The sequence below is a fragment of the Actinotalea sp. JY-7876 genome (genome assembly GCF_014042015.1).
Classification (GTDB): domain Bacteria; phylum Actinomycetota; class Actinomycetes; order Actinomycetales; family Cellulomonadaceae; genus Actinotalea.
This window is the reverse complement of the sequence record NZ_CP059493.1, coordinates 1,201,763-1,216,183: the sequence shown is the minus strand read 5'-3', so window position 1 is coordinate 1,216,183 and position 14,421 is coordinate 1,201,763. Positions and strand designations below refer to the sequence as shown.

The window sequence follows — 14,421 nt, the reverse complement described above, 5'->3', positions numbered from 1 at the left end:
CACCATGGACGCCATGACGCAGACCCTCTGGCTCACCGGCGACCCCGAGGCCGACGCGCTGCTCGACGCCGACCCCTTCGCGCTGCTCCTCGGCATGCTCCTGGACCAGCAGGTCGCGATGGAGACCGCCTTCGCCGGACCGCGCAAGATCGCCGACCGGCTCGGCACGCTCGACCCGCGCGCCGTGGCCGACGCCGACCCCGAGCAGTTCGCCGCGCTGTGCGCGACGCCCCCCGCGGTCCACCGCTACCCGGGCTCGATGGCGGGCCGTGTCCAGGCCGTCGCGAGGGCCGTCGTGGACACCTACGACGGCGACGTCACGCGCCTGTGGCGGGACGGCGACCCGGACGGCCGCGAGGTGCTGCGCCGCCTCAAGGCGCTGCCGGGCTTCGGCGACCAGAAGGCCCGGATCTTCCTGGCCCTGCTCGGCAAGCGGCGCGGCGTGACGCCCGCCGGCTGGCGCGAGGCCGCCGGCGCCTACGGCGAGGAGGGCTCGCGCCGCTCGATCGCCGACGTCACCGACGAGGCCTCGCTGCTCGAGGTCCGCGCGACCAAGAAGGCGCTCAAGGCCGCGGCGCGCTCCCGCTGACGCCGCCCGCGCTGACCCCGCCCGCGGTGTCCCGGGCCGCGGCCAGCCCGGCGGCGTAGCCGCGGGCGTACGCCTCGGCGCTGCCCTCGCGGAACAGGTCCTCGGCCGCCGGCCGCACCACCGACCCGGCACCCGCGCCGTCGTCGTCGGCCGGCAGGACGTGGTGGCCCAGCCCGCGGACCACGGTGACCGGACGCTGCGACGTCTTGCCCGTCAGCAGCTCGGCCGCGCTCGCGATCTCGTCCGCCACCGCCCGGACGGTGACGTCCAGGGTGCGCCCGTGGTGGTCGGCGCTCCCCCGCAGGTCCTCCAGCACGACGACGCCGGCGGCCCCGATCGCCAGGTCCACGAGCCCGCGGCGCCAGGCGCGGCCCGCCGTGTCGGTGACGACGACGCCCAGGCGCCGGCCGGTCGCGGCCTGGAGCCGCGCGCGCAGCGCCCGCGCCGAGGCGTCCGGGTCGATCGGCAGGAGCAGCACGGTGCCCTCCGGCGTGTTGCTCGCGTCGACGCCCGCCGCCGCCATGACCAGTCCGAGCCGGTTCTCGACGATGCGCAGGACGCCGCCCGGGTGTCGGCGGCTGGCGACCAGCCGCACGGTCTCCTGCGTGATCGCGCCCTCGCGGTCCGCCGCGGCCAGGACCCGCCCCTCGGCCTTGGAGACGACCTTGCTCGTCACCACGACGACGTCGCCGTCGCGCAGCCCGGTCGAGCCGTCCGGCCAGACGGCCGCGTCCACGGCGCCGAGGACGAGCGCGGCGAGGTCGTCGCCGGGACGCACCTCGGGCACGCCGCCGGGGGCGACGGCGCTCAGGGCGGGCGGGGCGCTCACCGCGACAGCTTCGGGAGCACGTCGCGGCCGAAGACCTCGATCCACTCCCGCTGGTTGCGGCCGACGTTGTGCAGGTAGACCCGGTCGAAGCCGAGGTCGACGTACTTCTGGATCGCTGCCCGGTGGACGTCCGGGTCCGCCGAGATCACCATCCGACCGGCGAAGTCCTCGGCGCGCACGAGCCGCGCGATCTGCTCGAAGTCGAACGGGGAGCGGATGTCGGCCTTGGGGAACCGCATCCCGCCGTTGGGCCACTCGCGCAGCGCGTTGGCCGTCGCCTCCTCGTCCGTGGGGGCCCAGGACAGGTGCACCTGGAGCACGCGCGGCATCGTCGCCGGGTCCTTGCCCGCCTCGCGCGCCCCCGCCTCGAACCGGGCGAAGAGCCCCGCGATCTTCTCCAGCGGGGCGCCGACGGTGATGAGCCCGTCCGCGTGCCGCCCGGCGCGGCGCGCGGTGACCGGTCCCGCGGTGGCCACGAGGATCTCCGGGGCGACCTCGGGCATGGTCCACAGCCGCGTGGACTCCATCGTGTAGAAGGGCCCCGAGTGCTTGACGTCCTTGCCGGCGATCGAGGCGGTGAACAGCTTGGTGATGAGGTCGATGGCGTCGAACATCCGGTTGATCCGCTCCGGCGCCTCCGGCCAGTAGCCCGCGACCACGTGCTCGTTGAGCGCCTCGCCCGAGCCCAGCCCCAGCCAGTGCCGCCCCGGGTACATCGCCGCGAGCGTCGCGGAGGCCTGCGCGACCATCGCGGGGTGCCAGCGGAACGTGGGCGCCGTGACGCCGGGGCCGAGGTCGCCGCGCGTGCGCTCGCCCAGTGCCGCCAGCACGTTCCACACGAAGGCGGACTGGCCCTGCTGCGGGACCCACGGCTGGAAGTGGTCCGCGGCCATGACGCCCGAGAACCCGTGCTGCTCCGCCAGCACCGCGAGCTCGACGGCCTCGGTCGGGTGGAACTGCTCGAGCATCGCGGCGTAGCCGATGGTCAGACCCGTCCCCATGCGTCCTCCGCCTCCTCCGGTGCTCGACCAGGCCGGCGACGCCGCCGGCCCGCGGCACGACAGTAGTTCGCCCGCGCGGCCACCCCGGACCGGCTCACTCGTAGGAGACCGCGTCCAGCACGTCCATCCGGGCGGCGCGCGCGGCCGGCCACACGGCCGCCAGCACGCCGACGACGACGGCGACCCCCAGGCCCACGACGAGCTGCGCCCACGGGATCGCCAGGGTGTCGAGGCCGTCGTCGGCGAAGACGGTGGGCATCGTGGCGGCGAGCCCCACACCCACGCCGAGGCCCAGCGCCGTGCCGAAGACCGCGATGAGCACCGACTCGATCGTCACCACGGCCGCCAGCTGGAGCCGTCCGAGCCCCACGGCCCGCAGCAGCCCGATCTCGCGCGTGCGCTCGGCGACCGAGAGCGCGAGCGTGTTGACGATGCCGAGCACGGCGATGACCACGGACAGCGCGAGCAGGGCGTAGAGGATCACGAGGACCTGGTCGACCTGGCCCGCGAGCTCGTCGGCGAACTCCTCGTTGTCGACGACGGTGGCCACGACGTACGGACGCGCCAGGTCGACGAGGTCCGCGCGCACGGCGGCCACGTCGGCGCCGTCCTCCACGACGACGAACGCCGTGTCGACCTGTCCCTCACCCGGCACCGCGACCGCGGCGAGCACGTCCTGCGGCAGGACGAGCGGCACGCCGACGGCGCGCGAGTCGATGACGGCGCCGACCGTGACGGTCGCCGCGCCCGCGGACCCCTCGACCTGCAGCTCGTCGCCGAGCGACCACCCGCGCTCCTCGGCGGGCCCGTCCTGCACGACCGCCTCGCCCCGCTCCAGCGCGTCGGCGCCACCCTCGACCAGCTCGACGTCGAGCGAGCGGTCGAAGATGCCGGCCGGCGCCCCCGCGACGGGCGTCTGCTCGCCGTCGACCAGCGCCACCGTGATGCGCAGCGGGTCGACGGCCGCCACCCCGTCCACCTGCGCGGCGTCGGCGATCAGCTCCGCCGGGACGTCGCGCGTCGCGGAGCGCAGCAGCAGGTCAGCGGTCGACTCGCTCTCCACGATCGCGCGCGTCGAGGCCTGGGTCGACGCGGCGATCACCCCGGCGGCGCCGACCAGCGCCATGCCGATCACCAGCGCGCCGGCCGTGCTCGCCGTCCGGCGCGGCGTGCGGGTGACGTTGCCGCGGGCCAGCCCGCCGAGGGGACGCAGCAGCGCGACCGCCGGGGCGGCGAGCGCCCCGAGCGCGGCCGGCACCGTCGCCGGCGCGACCACGAGCACGCCGAGCAGCACCGCCGCCGCACCGACGCCGAGCACCGTCCCGCGGTCGCCCACGCTCCCGGCGGTCGCGGCCGCCACGGCGGCGACGCCGCCCGCGAGGAGCAGGGCGCCGACGACCGTCCGCGCCCGGGAGGCGCCGTCCGTCGAGACGACGTCGTCCCGCATCGCCTCCACGGGCGGCGTCACGGCCGCGCGCCGCGCGGGCACGGCCGCCGCCACGACGCTGACCAGGGTGCCCGTGAGCAGGGACACGACCACCGTCGCGGTGTCCAGGGGCACCGACCCGGACAGCTCCATCCCGAACCGGGCGAACGCCTCCCGCAGACCCGCGACGAGCGCGACCCCGGCGCCCACCCCGAGCGCGGAGCCGATCACGCCGACCACGGCGGCCTGGAGCAGGATCGATGCGAGCACCTGCGTCGGCGACGCACCGATCGCGCGGAGCATCGCGTACTCGCGCTGCCGCTGCCGCACGATCATCTGGAAGGTGTTCGCGATGATGAACGCCCCGACGAACAGGGCCACGCCCGCGAAGACGAGCAGGAAGGTCGAGACGAAGCCCAGCACCTGGCCGATCTGCTCGCGGCTCTCCTCGCGCAGCTCGTCGCCCGTGACGACCTCCACGTCGTCGGCCCCGGCGACGGACCCGAGCGCGTCGCTCACGTCGGCGGCGAGCGCGTCCGGGGCGACGTCGGGCTCGGCGTAGACGGCGACGCTGCCGATGCGGCCGTCGGGCGCGTAGACGCTCGTCGCCGTGGCGGCGTCGAGCACGACGATCGTCGCCCCGGCGACCGGCGCACCGAGGCGGAGCTCGCCGACGACCTCGACGGGCACGACCTCGCCGCCGAGCACGACCGACGTCTCGTCCCCCACCGCGAGCCCCGAGGACTCGAGCGCGGAGGACTCCAGCGCGATCTCGCCGGCGCGCTCCGGCGCGCGCCCGGCGACGATGTCGACCTCGGGGTCGCTCTCGTGCAGGCCCAGCCCGAAGCTCGGGGGGCCCTGCGAGACGACGGCCGTGCCGTCCGCGCCGACGAGCACGATGGGGCCGCTGACCTCGGGGACCGCGGCGCGGACGCCGTCGACCTCCCGGAGCGCGTCGGCGATCTCCAGCGGGAAGGTCGCCGCGGGCGCGGGCTGGGCGTCCGTCGCGGCCGCGGCGTCCGCGGCGCGCACGTAGACGTCGGCGGGCAGACCCGCGTCCACGATGCCGTCGAACGTCGACGACAGCGTCGCCCGCAGCGAGAACGTGCCCGCCACGAAGGCGACGCCGAGCATGACCGCCACGACCGAGAGGAGCAGGCGGCCGAGGTGGGCCCGGATCGCGCGGAGCGCGACGCGGATCACGCCGGCGCCGTCCGGCGGCCGACGCCGAGGTCGCGGAGCGTGTCGAGCACGCTCTCCGCGGTGGGCCGCTCCAGCTCGCCGACGACGCGCCCGTCCGCGAGGAACAGCACGCGGTGCGCGTAGGACGCGGCGGTCGGGTCGTGCGTCACCATGACGACGGCCTGGTCGAGCTCGTCGACGGACCGCCGCAGGAAGCCCAGGACCTCGCCCGACGAGCGCGAGTCGAGGTTGCCCGTCGGCTCGTCGGCGAAGACCACGGCCGGGCGGGAGACCAGCGCGCGGGCGCAGGCGACGCGCTGCTGCTGCCCGCCCGAGAGCTCCGCCGGCCGGTGACTGAGCCGGTCGCGCAGGCCGACGGCGTCCACCACGGTGTCGAACCACGCCCGGTCCACGGGCGTGCGCGCGATGTCGAGCGGCAGGGTGATGTTCTCCTCCGCCGTGAGCGTCGGGATGAGGTTGAAGGCCTGGAAGACGAACCCGATGCGGGTCCGCCGCAGGCGCGTGAGGCTGCGCTGGTTCATGCGCCCGACGTCGGCGCCGTCGACCACGACGCGCCCCGAGGTGGGGGTGTCGAGGCCGGCCAGGCAGTGCATCAGCGTCGACTTGCCGGACCCGGACGGCCCCATGATCGCCGTGAGCTCGCCCCGCTCGAGGTCGACGTCGACGCCGTCGAGCGCGCGGACCGCCGTCTCCCCCCGGCCGTAGACCTTGACCAGGGCGCGCGCCGACGCGATCGGCCCCCCGGCCGCGGCGGGATCTGGTGCCAGTGCTCGCATGCTCGTCCGTCCCGTCGTGGTCCCGGACCCATCATCGCCGTCGCCCGCGCCAGGACCAACACGGGCGGGCCGCCGGACCGCACCACGCACGCCCCGCGTTCTGGGAGAATCGGTGACCATGAGCACCGAGCACCCCACCACGTCCCCCGCCCCGTCGGCCGCCGCGCCGTCGCGCGTACCGGACAGGGTGAGCCTCGAGGGGCTCGAGGAGCGCTGGGACGCCGCGTGGGCCGAGCAGGGCACCTACGCGTTCGACCGCACGGCGACGCGCGACGAGGTCTACTCGATCGACACCCCGCCGCCCACGGTCTCCGGCTCGCTGCACGTCGGCCACGTGTTCTCCTACACGCACACCGACGTCGTCGCGCGCTTCTGGCGCATGCGCGGCAAGAAGGTCTTCTACCCGATGGGCTGGGACGACAACGGCCTGCCCACCGAGCGCCGCGTGCAGAACTACTACGGCGTGCGCTGCGACCCGACGCTGCCGTACGACCCGGACTTCACGCCCCCGCACGAGGGCGGCGAGGGCAAGAGCATCAAGAACGCCGACCAGGTCCCGATCTCGCGGCGCAACTTCGTCGAGCTGTGCGAGCGGCTCACGGTGCAGGACGAGCGCCAGTTCGAGGCGCTCTGGCGCCGGCTGGGCCTGTCGGTCGACTGGTCGCACCACTACCAGACCATCGACGCGCGGGCGCGTGCCGTCGCGCAGCGCGCGTTCCTGCGCAACCTCGAGCGCGGCGAGGCCTACCAGGCCGAGGCCCCGGGCCTGTGGGACGTGACCTTCCAGACCGCCGTCGCGCAGGCGGAGCTCGAGGCACGGGACTACCCCGGGCACTTCCACCGCGTCGCCTTCCACCGCACCGACGACGGCACCCCGGTCCACATCGAGACGACGCGGCCCGAGCTCATCCCCGCGGTCGTCGCGCTCATCGCGCACCCGGACGACGAGCGCTACGCCCACCTGTTCGGCACCACGGTGCGCTCGCCGCTGTTCGGCGTCGAGGTGCCCGTGCTGGCGCACCCGGCCGCCGAGCCCGACAAGGGCGCGGGCATCGCGATGTGCTGCACCTTCGGCGACCTCACCGACGTCCAGTGGTGGCGCGAGCTCCAGCTGCCCACGCGCTCGGTGATCCAGCGCGACGGGCGCCTGCAGCGCGAGACGCCCGAGTGGATCACCGACGCCGCGGGCCGCCAGACGTGGGCGGAGCTCGCCGGCAAGACGACGTTCTCGGCGCGGACCGCCGTCGTCGACGCGCTGCGCGCCAGCGGGGACCTCGACGGCGAGCCCGTCGCGACCCAGCGCAAGGCGAACTTCTTCGAGAAGGGCGACAAGCCCCTGGAGATCGTCACCTCGCGCCAGTGGTACATCCGCAACGGCGGTCGCGACGAGGGCGCGGGCGCCGGGCTGCGCGAGGCGCTCCTCGCCCGCGGAGACGAGCTGGCGTTCCACCCCGACTTCATGCGCGTGCGCTACGAGAACTGGGTCGGCGGGCTCAACGGCGACTGGCTGATCTCGCGCCAGCGGTTCTTCGGCGTCGCCATCCCGCTGTGGTACGCCGTGGGCGAGGACGGCGAGGTGGACCACGCGCGTCCGATCCTCCCGGACGAGTCCGCGCTGCCGGTCGACCCGAGCAGCGACGTCCCGCCGGGGTACACCCCCGAGCAGCGCGGCGTGCCGGGCGGCTTCGTCGGCGAGGCCGACGTCATGGACACGTGGGCGACGTCCTCGCTGACGCCGCAGATCGCGGGCGGCTGGGGCTGGGACGACGACCTGTTCGAGCGGGTCTTCCCGATGGACCTGCGCCCCCAGGGCCAGGACATCATCCGCACCTGGCTGTTCTCGACGGTGGTCCGCTCGCACCTGGAGCACGGCTCGCTGCCGTGGGCCCACGCGGCGATCTCGGGCTGGATCCTCGACCCCGACCGCAAGAAGATGTCGAAGTCCAAGGGCAACGTCGTCACGCCGATGGGGCTGCTCGAGGAGCACGGCTCCGACGCCGTCCGGTACTGGGCCGCCTCGGCGCGCCTGGGCACGGACGCCGCGTTCGAGGTCGGCCAGATGAAGATCGGCCGACGCCTCGCGATCAAGGTCCTCAACGCGAGCAAGTTCGCGCTCTCGTTCGGCGCCGACACCACGGCGCTCGACCCCGCCGCGGTGACCGAGCCCCTGGACCGGGCGATGCTCGCCGGCCTGGCGGACGTCGTCGACAAGGCCACCCAGGCGCTCGAGGCCTACGACCACACGCGCGCGCTCGAGCTGACCGAGACCTTCTTCTGGACCTTCTGCGACGACTACCTCGAGCTGGTCAAGGACCGGGCGTACGGCAGCGCGGAGGCCGGGGCCGGCGCGACGGCGTCCGCGCGCGCCGCGCTCGCGCTCGCGCTCGACACGCTCCTGCGCCTGCTGGCACCGGTGCTGCCGTTCGCGACCGAGGAGGTCTGGTCGTGGTGGCGCGAGGGCACGGTGCACCGCGCGCCGTGGCCGGTCGCCGGGCCGCTGCGCGACGCGGCTGGCGACGCCGACCCCGCGGCCCTCGACGCCGCCGGGCGCGCCCTGGCCGCGCTGCGCAAGGTCAAGTCCGAGGCGAAGGTCTCGATGCGGACGCCGATCCTGCGCGCCGAGCTCGTGGTGCCGGCCGCGCAGGTCGACCACGTCCGCGCGGCGCTCGGCGACGTGCGCGCGGCCGGACGCGCGCTCGACCTCGCGCTGACGCCCGACGACGCGATCGAGCTGACCTGCGTGCGGGACGCCGAGCTCGGTGAGGCCGAGGCGCGCGGAGCCCGGTGACCGTCGCCCGGTGACCACGGGCGACCACCGCCGAGGGGCGGGACGTTCGTCACACTGGGCCCTCCGTCTGCATAGGCATGCTTGCGCGCGTATAAAGTTCCACGTGCATCGCACCACCCACAGAACAGGAACGACCATGCCGCGCCGGAACCACGCCGCGCTCCTCGGCCTCGCCGCCGCCCTCACGCTCGCCGGGTGCAGCTCCACCGCCTCGAACGAGGCCACCATGGACGGGGCGGGCAGTGACGAGATCGAGCTCGTCTCCGAGGGGACGCTGACCCTCTGCGCCAACCCGCCGTACGAGCCGTTCACCTACGAGGAGGACGGCGAGGTCGTGGGCCTCGAGGTCGACATCGCCCGCGAGGTCGCCATGGACCTGGGCGTGGAGCTCGCCACCGTCTCCACGCCGTTCGAGGGCCTCGAGTCCGGCCAGGACCTCGAGACGCGCAAGTGCGACCTCGTCGCGTCGGGCATCACCATCACCGACGAGCGCGAGGAGCGGCTGGACTTCGCCGACCCGCACTTCGACGCCGACCAGGGCCTGCTCACCGCCGCCGGCGCGGGCCTGACGTCCGCCGAGGACCTCAAGGGCCTCACGGTGGGCGTGCAGCAGGCGACCACGGGCGAGGACTGGGCCACGGAGCAGGGTCTGACCACGCGCCAGTACGAGGACCTCGGCCTGCAGGTCGAGGCGCTGCGCGCCGGCGTGGTGGACGCGATCGTCAACGACATCGCCGTCCTGGGCCCGTACGCCGACGGCGACCTCGAGGTCGCCGCGACGTTCCCGACGGGCGAGCAGTACGGCATCGGCGTGCGCACGGGCAACACGGCCCTGCTCGAGGCCGTCAACGGCACGCTCGAGCGCATCCGCGAGGACGGCACCTACGCGACGATCTACGAGCAGTACATCGGCACGGCCCCGGCCGAGTGACCGGCGGCCAGGCACGAACGCGAGAACGACGGGACACCGCATGACCATCGAGCAGTCCGGCGTGGCGGGCGACGCGGGTCCGCTCGCCGGGCGGGCCCGCATGAGCCCGCGCCGGCGGGCCCGCATCTCGCGCACGGTGCAGTACAGCCTCCTGGCGGTCGCGGTCGTGCTCGTGGCCGTGACCGCCGACTGGGGCCGGGTCGCGTCCGCCTTCGCGGACCCCGAGGCGGTGCGGGCCATCGCGCCGCTGCTACCCCGTGCGGCGCTCAACACGGTCGTCTACACGGTCGCGGCGTTCGCGGTCGGCCTGGCCCTCGGCCTGCTGCTCGCGCTCATGAAGCTGTCGGAGGTGCGCGTCTGGCGCGCCCTCGCCACGGCATACGTCGAGTTCTTCCGCGGGATCCCCGCGCTGCTGGTCGTGCTCGCCTTCGGCTACGCGGTCCCGACCGCCTTCGAGGTGCGCTTCGACTCCGTCGTGCTCCAGATCGCCCTCGCGCTCGGGCTCGTCTCGGCGGCCTACATCGCGGAGACGCTCCGGGCCGGCATCCAGGCGGTGCCGAAGGGACAGGTCGAGGCCGCGCGGAGCCTGGGCATGTCCCCCACCGCGACCATGCTGCGCGTGGTCATCCCGCAGGCGTTCCGGATCGTCCTGCCGCCGCTGACCAACGAGGTGGTCCTGCTGCTCAAGGACACCTCGCTGGTGTTCGCGCTCGGCCTGGCCACGAGCGACTACGAGCTGACCAAGGTCGGGCGCAACGCGCTGAGCGACCCGAGCGGCGGGCTCACGTCGATCGTCGCCGTCGGCCTCGTCTACCTCCTCCTGACCATCCCGCTCAGCTCGCTCACGCGGTGGCTCGAGCGCACCACCGGCCACAAGGGGCACGTGTGAGCACCCAGAGCACCGCGGGCGGCGCCGGCGCACCCGTCGTCACCATCGAGAACCTGCACAAGTCCTTCGGGGAACGCGAGGTCCTGCGGGGCATCGACCTCGAGGTCGCCCAGGGCGAGGTGGTCTGCGTCATCGGGCCGTCCGGCTCGGGCAAGTCGACCCTGCTGCGCTGCGTCAACCTGCTCGAGCAGCCGACGTCCGGCACGGTGCGCGTCCTGGGCACCGAGGTGACGGACCCCGACGTCGACATCGACCGGGTCCGCACCCACGTCGGCATGGTGTTCCAGCAGTTCAACCTCTTCGGTCACCTGTCCGTGCTCGAGAACTGCACGCTCGCCCAGCGCAGCGTGCTGCGGCGGCCGCGGGCGCAGGCCGAGGAGATCGCCCGCCGCAACCTCACGCTGGTGGGCCTCGGCGACCGGGCCGGCTCGATGCCGGGTCAGCTCTCGGGCGGGCAGCAGCAGCGCGTGGCGATCGCCCGCGCCCTGAGCATGGACCCCTCCCTGATGCTCTTCGACGAGCCCACCTCGGCCCTCGACCCCGAGCTCGTCGGGGACGTCCTGGCCGTCATGCGCGACCTCGCCGACGCCGGCATGACCATGCTCGTGGTGACGCACGAGATGGCGTTCGCCCGCGAGGTCGCCGACCGCGTCGTGTTCATGGACGACGGCGTGGTCGTGGAGCAGGGACCGGGCGACGCCGTCATCGGCGCCCCCACCCAGGACCGGACCCGCGCCTTCCTCGCCCGTGTGCTCGACCCCACGCACCGCCACCCCGATGCCTGACCCAGGAGAACCCCGTGCGTGAGAGCGCCAGCCCCAGCCTCGCCGACGTCGACCCGACGACGTCGATCTCCGACCTTCTCGCCGAGCGGCTGGAGCGCTCCCCCGACACCGCGCTCGTCGAGCGCAAGCAGGGCCTGGGCGGGACGTGGACGCCCGTGACGACGCGCGCGTTCGCCGACCAGGTCACGGCCCTCGCCCTGGGGCTCCTCGCGCGCGGGGTGGGGGTCGGGGACCGCGTCTCGATCATGAGCCGCACCCGCTACGAGTGGATGCTGCTCGACTTCGCCGTCTGGGCGGTCGGCGCCGTCCCGGTGCCGGTCTACGAGACGTCGTCGGCCGAGCAGATCCGCTGGATTCTCTCCGACGCCGGCGTGCGGCTCGCCGTCGTGGAGACCACGGCGCACGCCGCCGCCACCGAGTCCGTGCGTGGCACCCTGCCCGCCCTCGAGGGCGTGCTGGTCATCGACGAGGGCGGCCTGGAGGCGCTCCGCGAGGAGGGCCGGGCCGGCGACGAGGCGGAGGTCGCCCGGCGCACCGCGGCCACCGTGGGCGACGACGTCGCCACGATCATCTACACGTCCGGGACCACCGGCAGCCCCAAGGGCGTCGAGCTCACCCACGCCAACTTCGTCGCGCTCACGCGCGAGGGCGTCGTCGGGCTGGGCGACGTCGTCTCGAAGCCGGGCACCCGCACCCTGCTGTTCATGCCGCTCGCGCACGTGTTCGCGCGCTTCATCCAGGTGATGTCGGTGGCCTCGGGCGCCGTCGTCGGGCACACGCCGGACACCAAGAACCTCCTGGCGGACCTGGCCGCGTTCCGGCCCACGTACGTGCTGTCCGTCCCGCGGGTCTTCGAGAAGGTCTACAACTCCTCCGAGCAGAAGGCCGGCACGGGCGTGAAGCTCAAGGCGTTCCGCTGGGCCGCCCGGACGGCGATCGTCTACTCGCGGGCGCTCGACGCCCCGGGAGGCCCGGGCGCCCGGCTCAAGGCGCAGCACGCGCTGGCCGACCGCCTCGTGCTCGGCAAGGTCCGCGCGGCGCTCGGCGGCGCGGCCGAGTACGCCGTCTCGGGCGGTGCGCCGCTGGGCGAGCGCCTCGGACACTTCTACCGCGGCGTCGGGGTGCGGGTGCTCGAGGGCTACGGCCTCACCGAGACGACGGCGCCGACGGCGGTCAACCGCCCCGACCGGACGGTCATCGGCACCGTCGGTCCCCCGATGCCCGGGACCGCGATCCGGATCGCGGACGACGGCGAGATCGAGCTCAGCGGGCCCCACATCTTCCGCGGGTACCACGGCAACCCGGAGGCCACGGCCGCCGCGCTCGTGGACGGCTGGTTCCGCACGGGCGACCTCGGCAGCCTCGACGACCACGGGCACCTGACGATCACCGGTCGCAAGAAGGAGATCATCGTCACCGCGGCCGGCAAGAACGTCGCCCCGGCCCTCCTCGAGGACCGCCTGCGCGCCCACCCTCTGGTGAGCCAGGTCGTCGTGGTCGGGGACAAGCGGCCCTTCATCGGGGCGCTCGTCACGCTCGACTCGGAGATGCTCCCCGGCTGGCTGACGTCGCACGGGCTGCCCGCGATGGACCCCGCCGAGGCCGCGCGCAGCCACGCGGTCCTCGCCGCGCTCGACCGGGCCGTGGCGCGGGCGAACGAGGCGGTCTCCCGCGCCGAGTCGATCCGCAAGATCTCGGTGCTGGCGACCGACTTCACCGAGGCCAACGGCTACCTCACGCCGTCGCTCAAGGTGAAGCGCGCCCTCGTGCTGCGCGACTACGTCGACGAGATCGAGGCGCTCTACACCCGCTGAGCCGGCGCCGCGTGCCCGCCCGCGGAGGGCGGGCACGCGTCCTGCTCGGACTCAGTGGCGCCGGTGCGTGTCGCCCGTGTAGCTCGGCGCGGACTCGTGCGGCGTCGCCGCGTCGCTCCAGCGCAGGAGCGCCCCGACGCCGTCGACGAGGTCGAGGCTGCCCTCCATGGCGAAGGTGAACCCGGCGTCCTGCGCGACGGCGGCGCGCAGCATGCCGATGTCGGCGCGCAGCTCGCGGACCTCGTCCGCCGGCACGCCCAGCGCCTGCACGTCGTCGCGCCGGGTGCCGAGCTGCAGCGGGTCCGGTCCGGTCCACAGGGTCCGCTCCGCCAGCCGCGCGACGGACGCACCGGCGGCGTTGCGGACGACGACGAGCTCGTCGACCTGCCCCTTGCGGAGCACGTCGACGACGTCGTCGAGCGACGTCACCGCGCCGTCCCCGCGGCCGAGCGCCTCGCGCACGCGGTCGGCGACGGCCTCCCGACGCCGGGCGCGGTACGCCTCGAGCACCTCGTGGACGCGCTGCGCGAAGACGTCCTCCTTGACGCCGTCGGCCCGTGAGCCGCCGGGCACCTCGACGAGGAGCTCCTTCGCGGCGTGGCCGAGCGCGTCGCGCAGCAGCGGCACGGCCCGGACGTCGCCCGTGACCAGGACCAGCTCGGGCCGCAGGTCGGCGACGAGCTTGTCGACCTCCGTCGCGACCGCCTCGGCGTTGCGCTCCCACGAGTCCTGGACGCGCATCTGGAAGCGCCGCTGGGCCCACCCGCCGCCGTTGAACTTGTGGAGCTCGTCGTGTCCGCCCTCGACCTGCTCGTGCACGTCACCGGCCGCGTGGCTCTCCGCGTCGGACCAGACCAGGTCGGCGCCCTGGCGGTCGATCTCCACGAGCAGGTACCGCACGGCCTCGTCGGCCGCCGCGACCGCCGGGGCGAGCGACGGCGCACCGTCGTGGAAGGCCTCGTCGCGCACGGGCGGCTCGGCGAGCACGCGGTCCATGAGGATCTGCGAGCCCGACGCCACGAGGTAGCGCCCGTGCCGCCCCGGGACGTGCGTGGGCCGCAGCACCGCCTCCTCGAGCGCCGCCAGGGTCTGTGCCGGTGCACCCTCCTGCTCGAGCGCCCGTCGCATCCCGTTCCACCGGTTGCGGACCTCGCGGTCGCCGGACTCGTCCCCGCGTGTGGCGTCCAGGCACACGGTGGTCAGAGGGCCGTCGTGGTGGATCAGGGGCTTGAGGGAGTCGAGCTTCATCGGGTCCTCACGATCTGTCTGGGACGCCGGCGCCGAAGCCGCCGGCTCGGACCCCTCCACCCTCGCCCAAACGCCGCCCCGACGCCAACCGCCGGAGACGACGAACGCCCCGCCGTCCGGGCGGGGCGTTCGTCGTGCGGTG

11 protein-coding genes are annotated in these 14,421 nt (G+C 74.6%); 6 read left to right on the top strand and 5 right to left on the bottom strand.

All coding sequences use genetic code 11. The annotated features are described in order from the left end of the window. The first annotated feature begins 13 nt into the window (after positions 1-13). Positions 14-589, top strand: coding sequence for an HhH-GPD-type base excision DNA repair protein (locus tag H2O74_RS05765; RefSeq protein ID WP_182113527.1), 576 nt, complete (start codon positions 14-16; stop codon positions 587-589). Here H2O74_RS05765 and cofE read toward each other — a convergent pair. The 4 genes from cofE to H2O74_RS05745 form a co-directional block, all read right to left on the bottom strand. Continuing rightward, positions 564-1,418 (bottom strand): coenzyme F420-0:L-glutamate ligase, encoded by an 855-nt coding sequence (gene cofE, locus H2O74_RS05760; RefSeq protein WP_182113526.1) that lies wholly within the window; start codon positions 1,416-1,418, stop codon positions 564-566. The genes H2O74_RS05765 and cofE overlap by 26 nt on opposite strands. Further along, positions 1,415-2,419 (bottom strand): TIGR03557 family F420-dependent LLM class oxidoreductase, encoded by a 1,005-nt coding sequence (locus tag H2O74_RS05755; protein WP_182113525.1) that lies wholly within the window; start codon positions 2,417-2,419, stop codon positions 1,415-1,417. The genes cofE and H2O74_RS05755 overlap by 4 nt, the downstream gene beginning before the upstream one ends. Before the next feature lie 94 nt (positions 2,420-2,513). Further along, positions 2,514-5,048: an ABC transporter permease gene (locus H2O74_RS05750; protein ID WP_182113524.1), complete on the bottom strand. Its 2,535-nt coding sequence runs from the start codon at positions 5,046-5,048 to the stop codon at positions 2,514-2,516. Then, complete coding sequence (locus H2O74_RS05745) at positions 5,045-5,824, bottom strand: ABC transporter ATP-binding protein (RefSeq protein ID WP_182113523.1); 780 nt, start codon at positions 5,822-5,824, stop codon at positions 5,045-5,047. Before H2O74_RS05745 ends, H2O74_RS05750 begins: the two co-directional genes overlap by 4 nt. Positions 5,825-5,942: 118 nt before the next feature. On the opposite strand from H2O74_RS05745, the gene valS reads away from it, so the two are divergent. The 5 genes from valS to H2O74_RS05720 all read left to right on the top strand — a co-directional run bounded on the left by valS (position 5,943) and on the right by H2O74_RS05720 (position 13,031). Further along, positions 5,943-8,612, top strand: a complete 2,670-nt coding sequence (gene valS / locus H2O74_RS05740) for a valine--tRNA ligase (protein ID WP_182113522.1) — start codon at positions 5,943-5,945, stop codon at positions 8,610-8,612. A 136-nt stretch (positions 8,613-8,748) separates the two neighbouring features. Next, positions 8,749-9,543, top strand: coding sequence for an ABC transporter substrate-binding protein (locus H2O74_RS05735; RefSeq protein WP_182113521.1), 795 nt, complete (start codon positions 8,749-8,751; stop codon positions 9,541-9,543). 40 nt (positions 9,544-9,583) lie between these two features. Then, complete coding sequence (locus H2O74_RS05730; RefSeq protein ID WP_220458024.1) at positions 9,584-10,432, top strand: amino acid ABC transporter permease; 849 nt, start codon at positions 9,584-9,586, stop codon at positions 10,430-10,432. Then, on the top strand, positions 10,429-11,217 hold the full coding sequence (locus tag H2O74_RS05725; protein ID WP_182113520.1) for an amino acid ABC transporter ATP-binding protein: 789 nt from the start codon (positions 10,429-10,431) through the stop codon (positions 11,215-11,217). Before H2O74_RS05730 ends, H2O74_RS05725 begins: the two co-directional genes overlap by 4 nt. A gap of 14 nt (positions 11,218-11,231) precedes the next feature. Further along, the gene (locus H2O74_RS05720; RefSeq protein WP_182113519.1) at positions 11,232-13,031 is read left to right on the top strand and encodes a long-chain fatty acid--CoA ligase; all 1,800 of its coding nucleotides are present in this window, start codon (positions 11,232-11,234) and stop codon (positions 13,029-13,031) included. 51 nt (positions 13,032-13,082) lie between these two features. Here H2O74_RS05720 and H2O74_RS05715 read toward each other — a convergent pair whose 3' ends face one another. Then, positions 13,083-14,279: a Vms1/Ankzf1 family peptidyl-tRNA hydrolase gene (locus H2O74_RS05715; RefSeq protein WP_182113518.1), complete on the bottom strand. Its 1,197-nt coding sequence runs from the start codon at positions 14,277-14,279 to the stop codon at positions 13,083-13,085. Positions 14,280-14,421 lie beyond the last annotated feature (142 nt).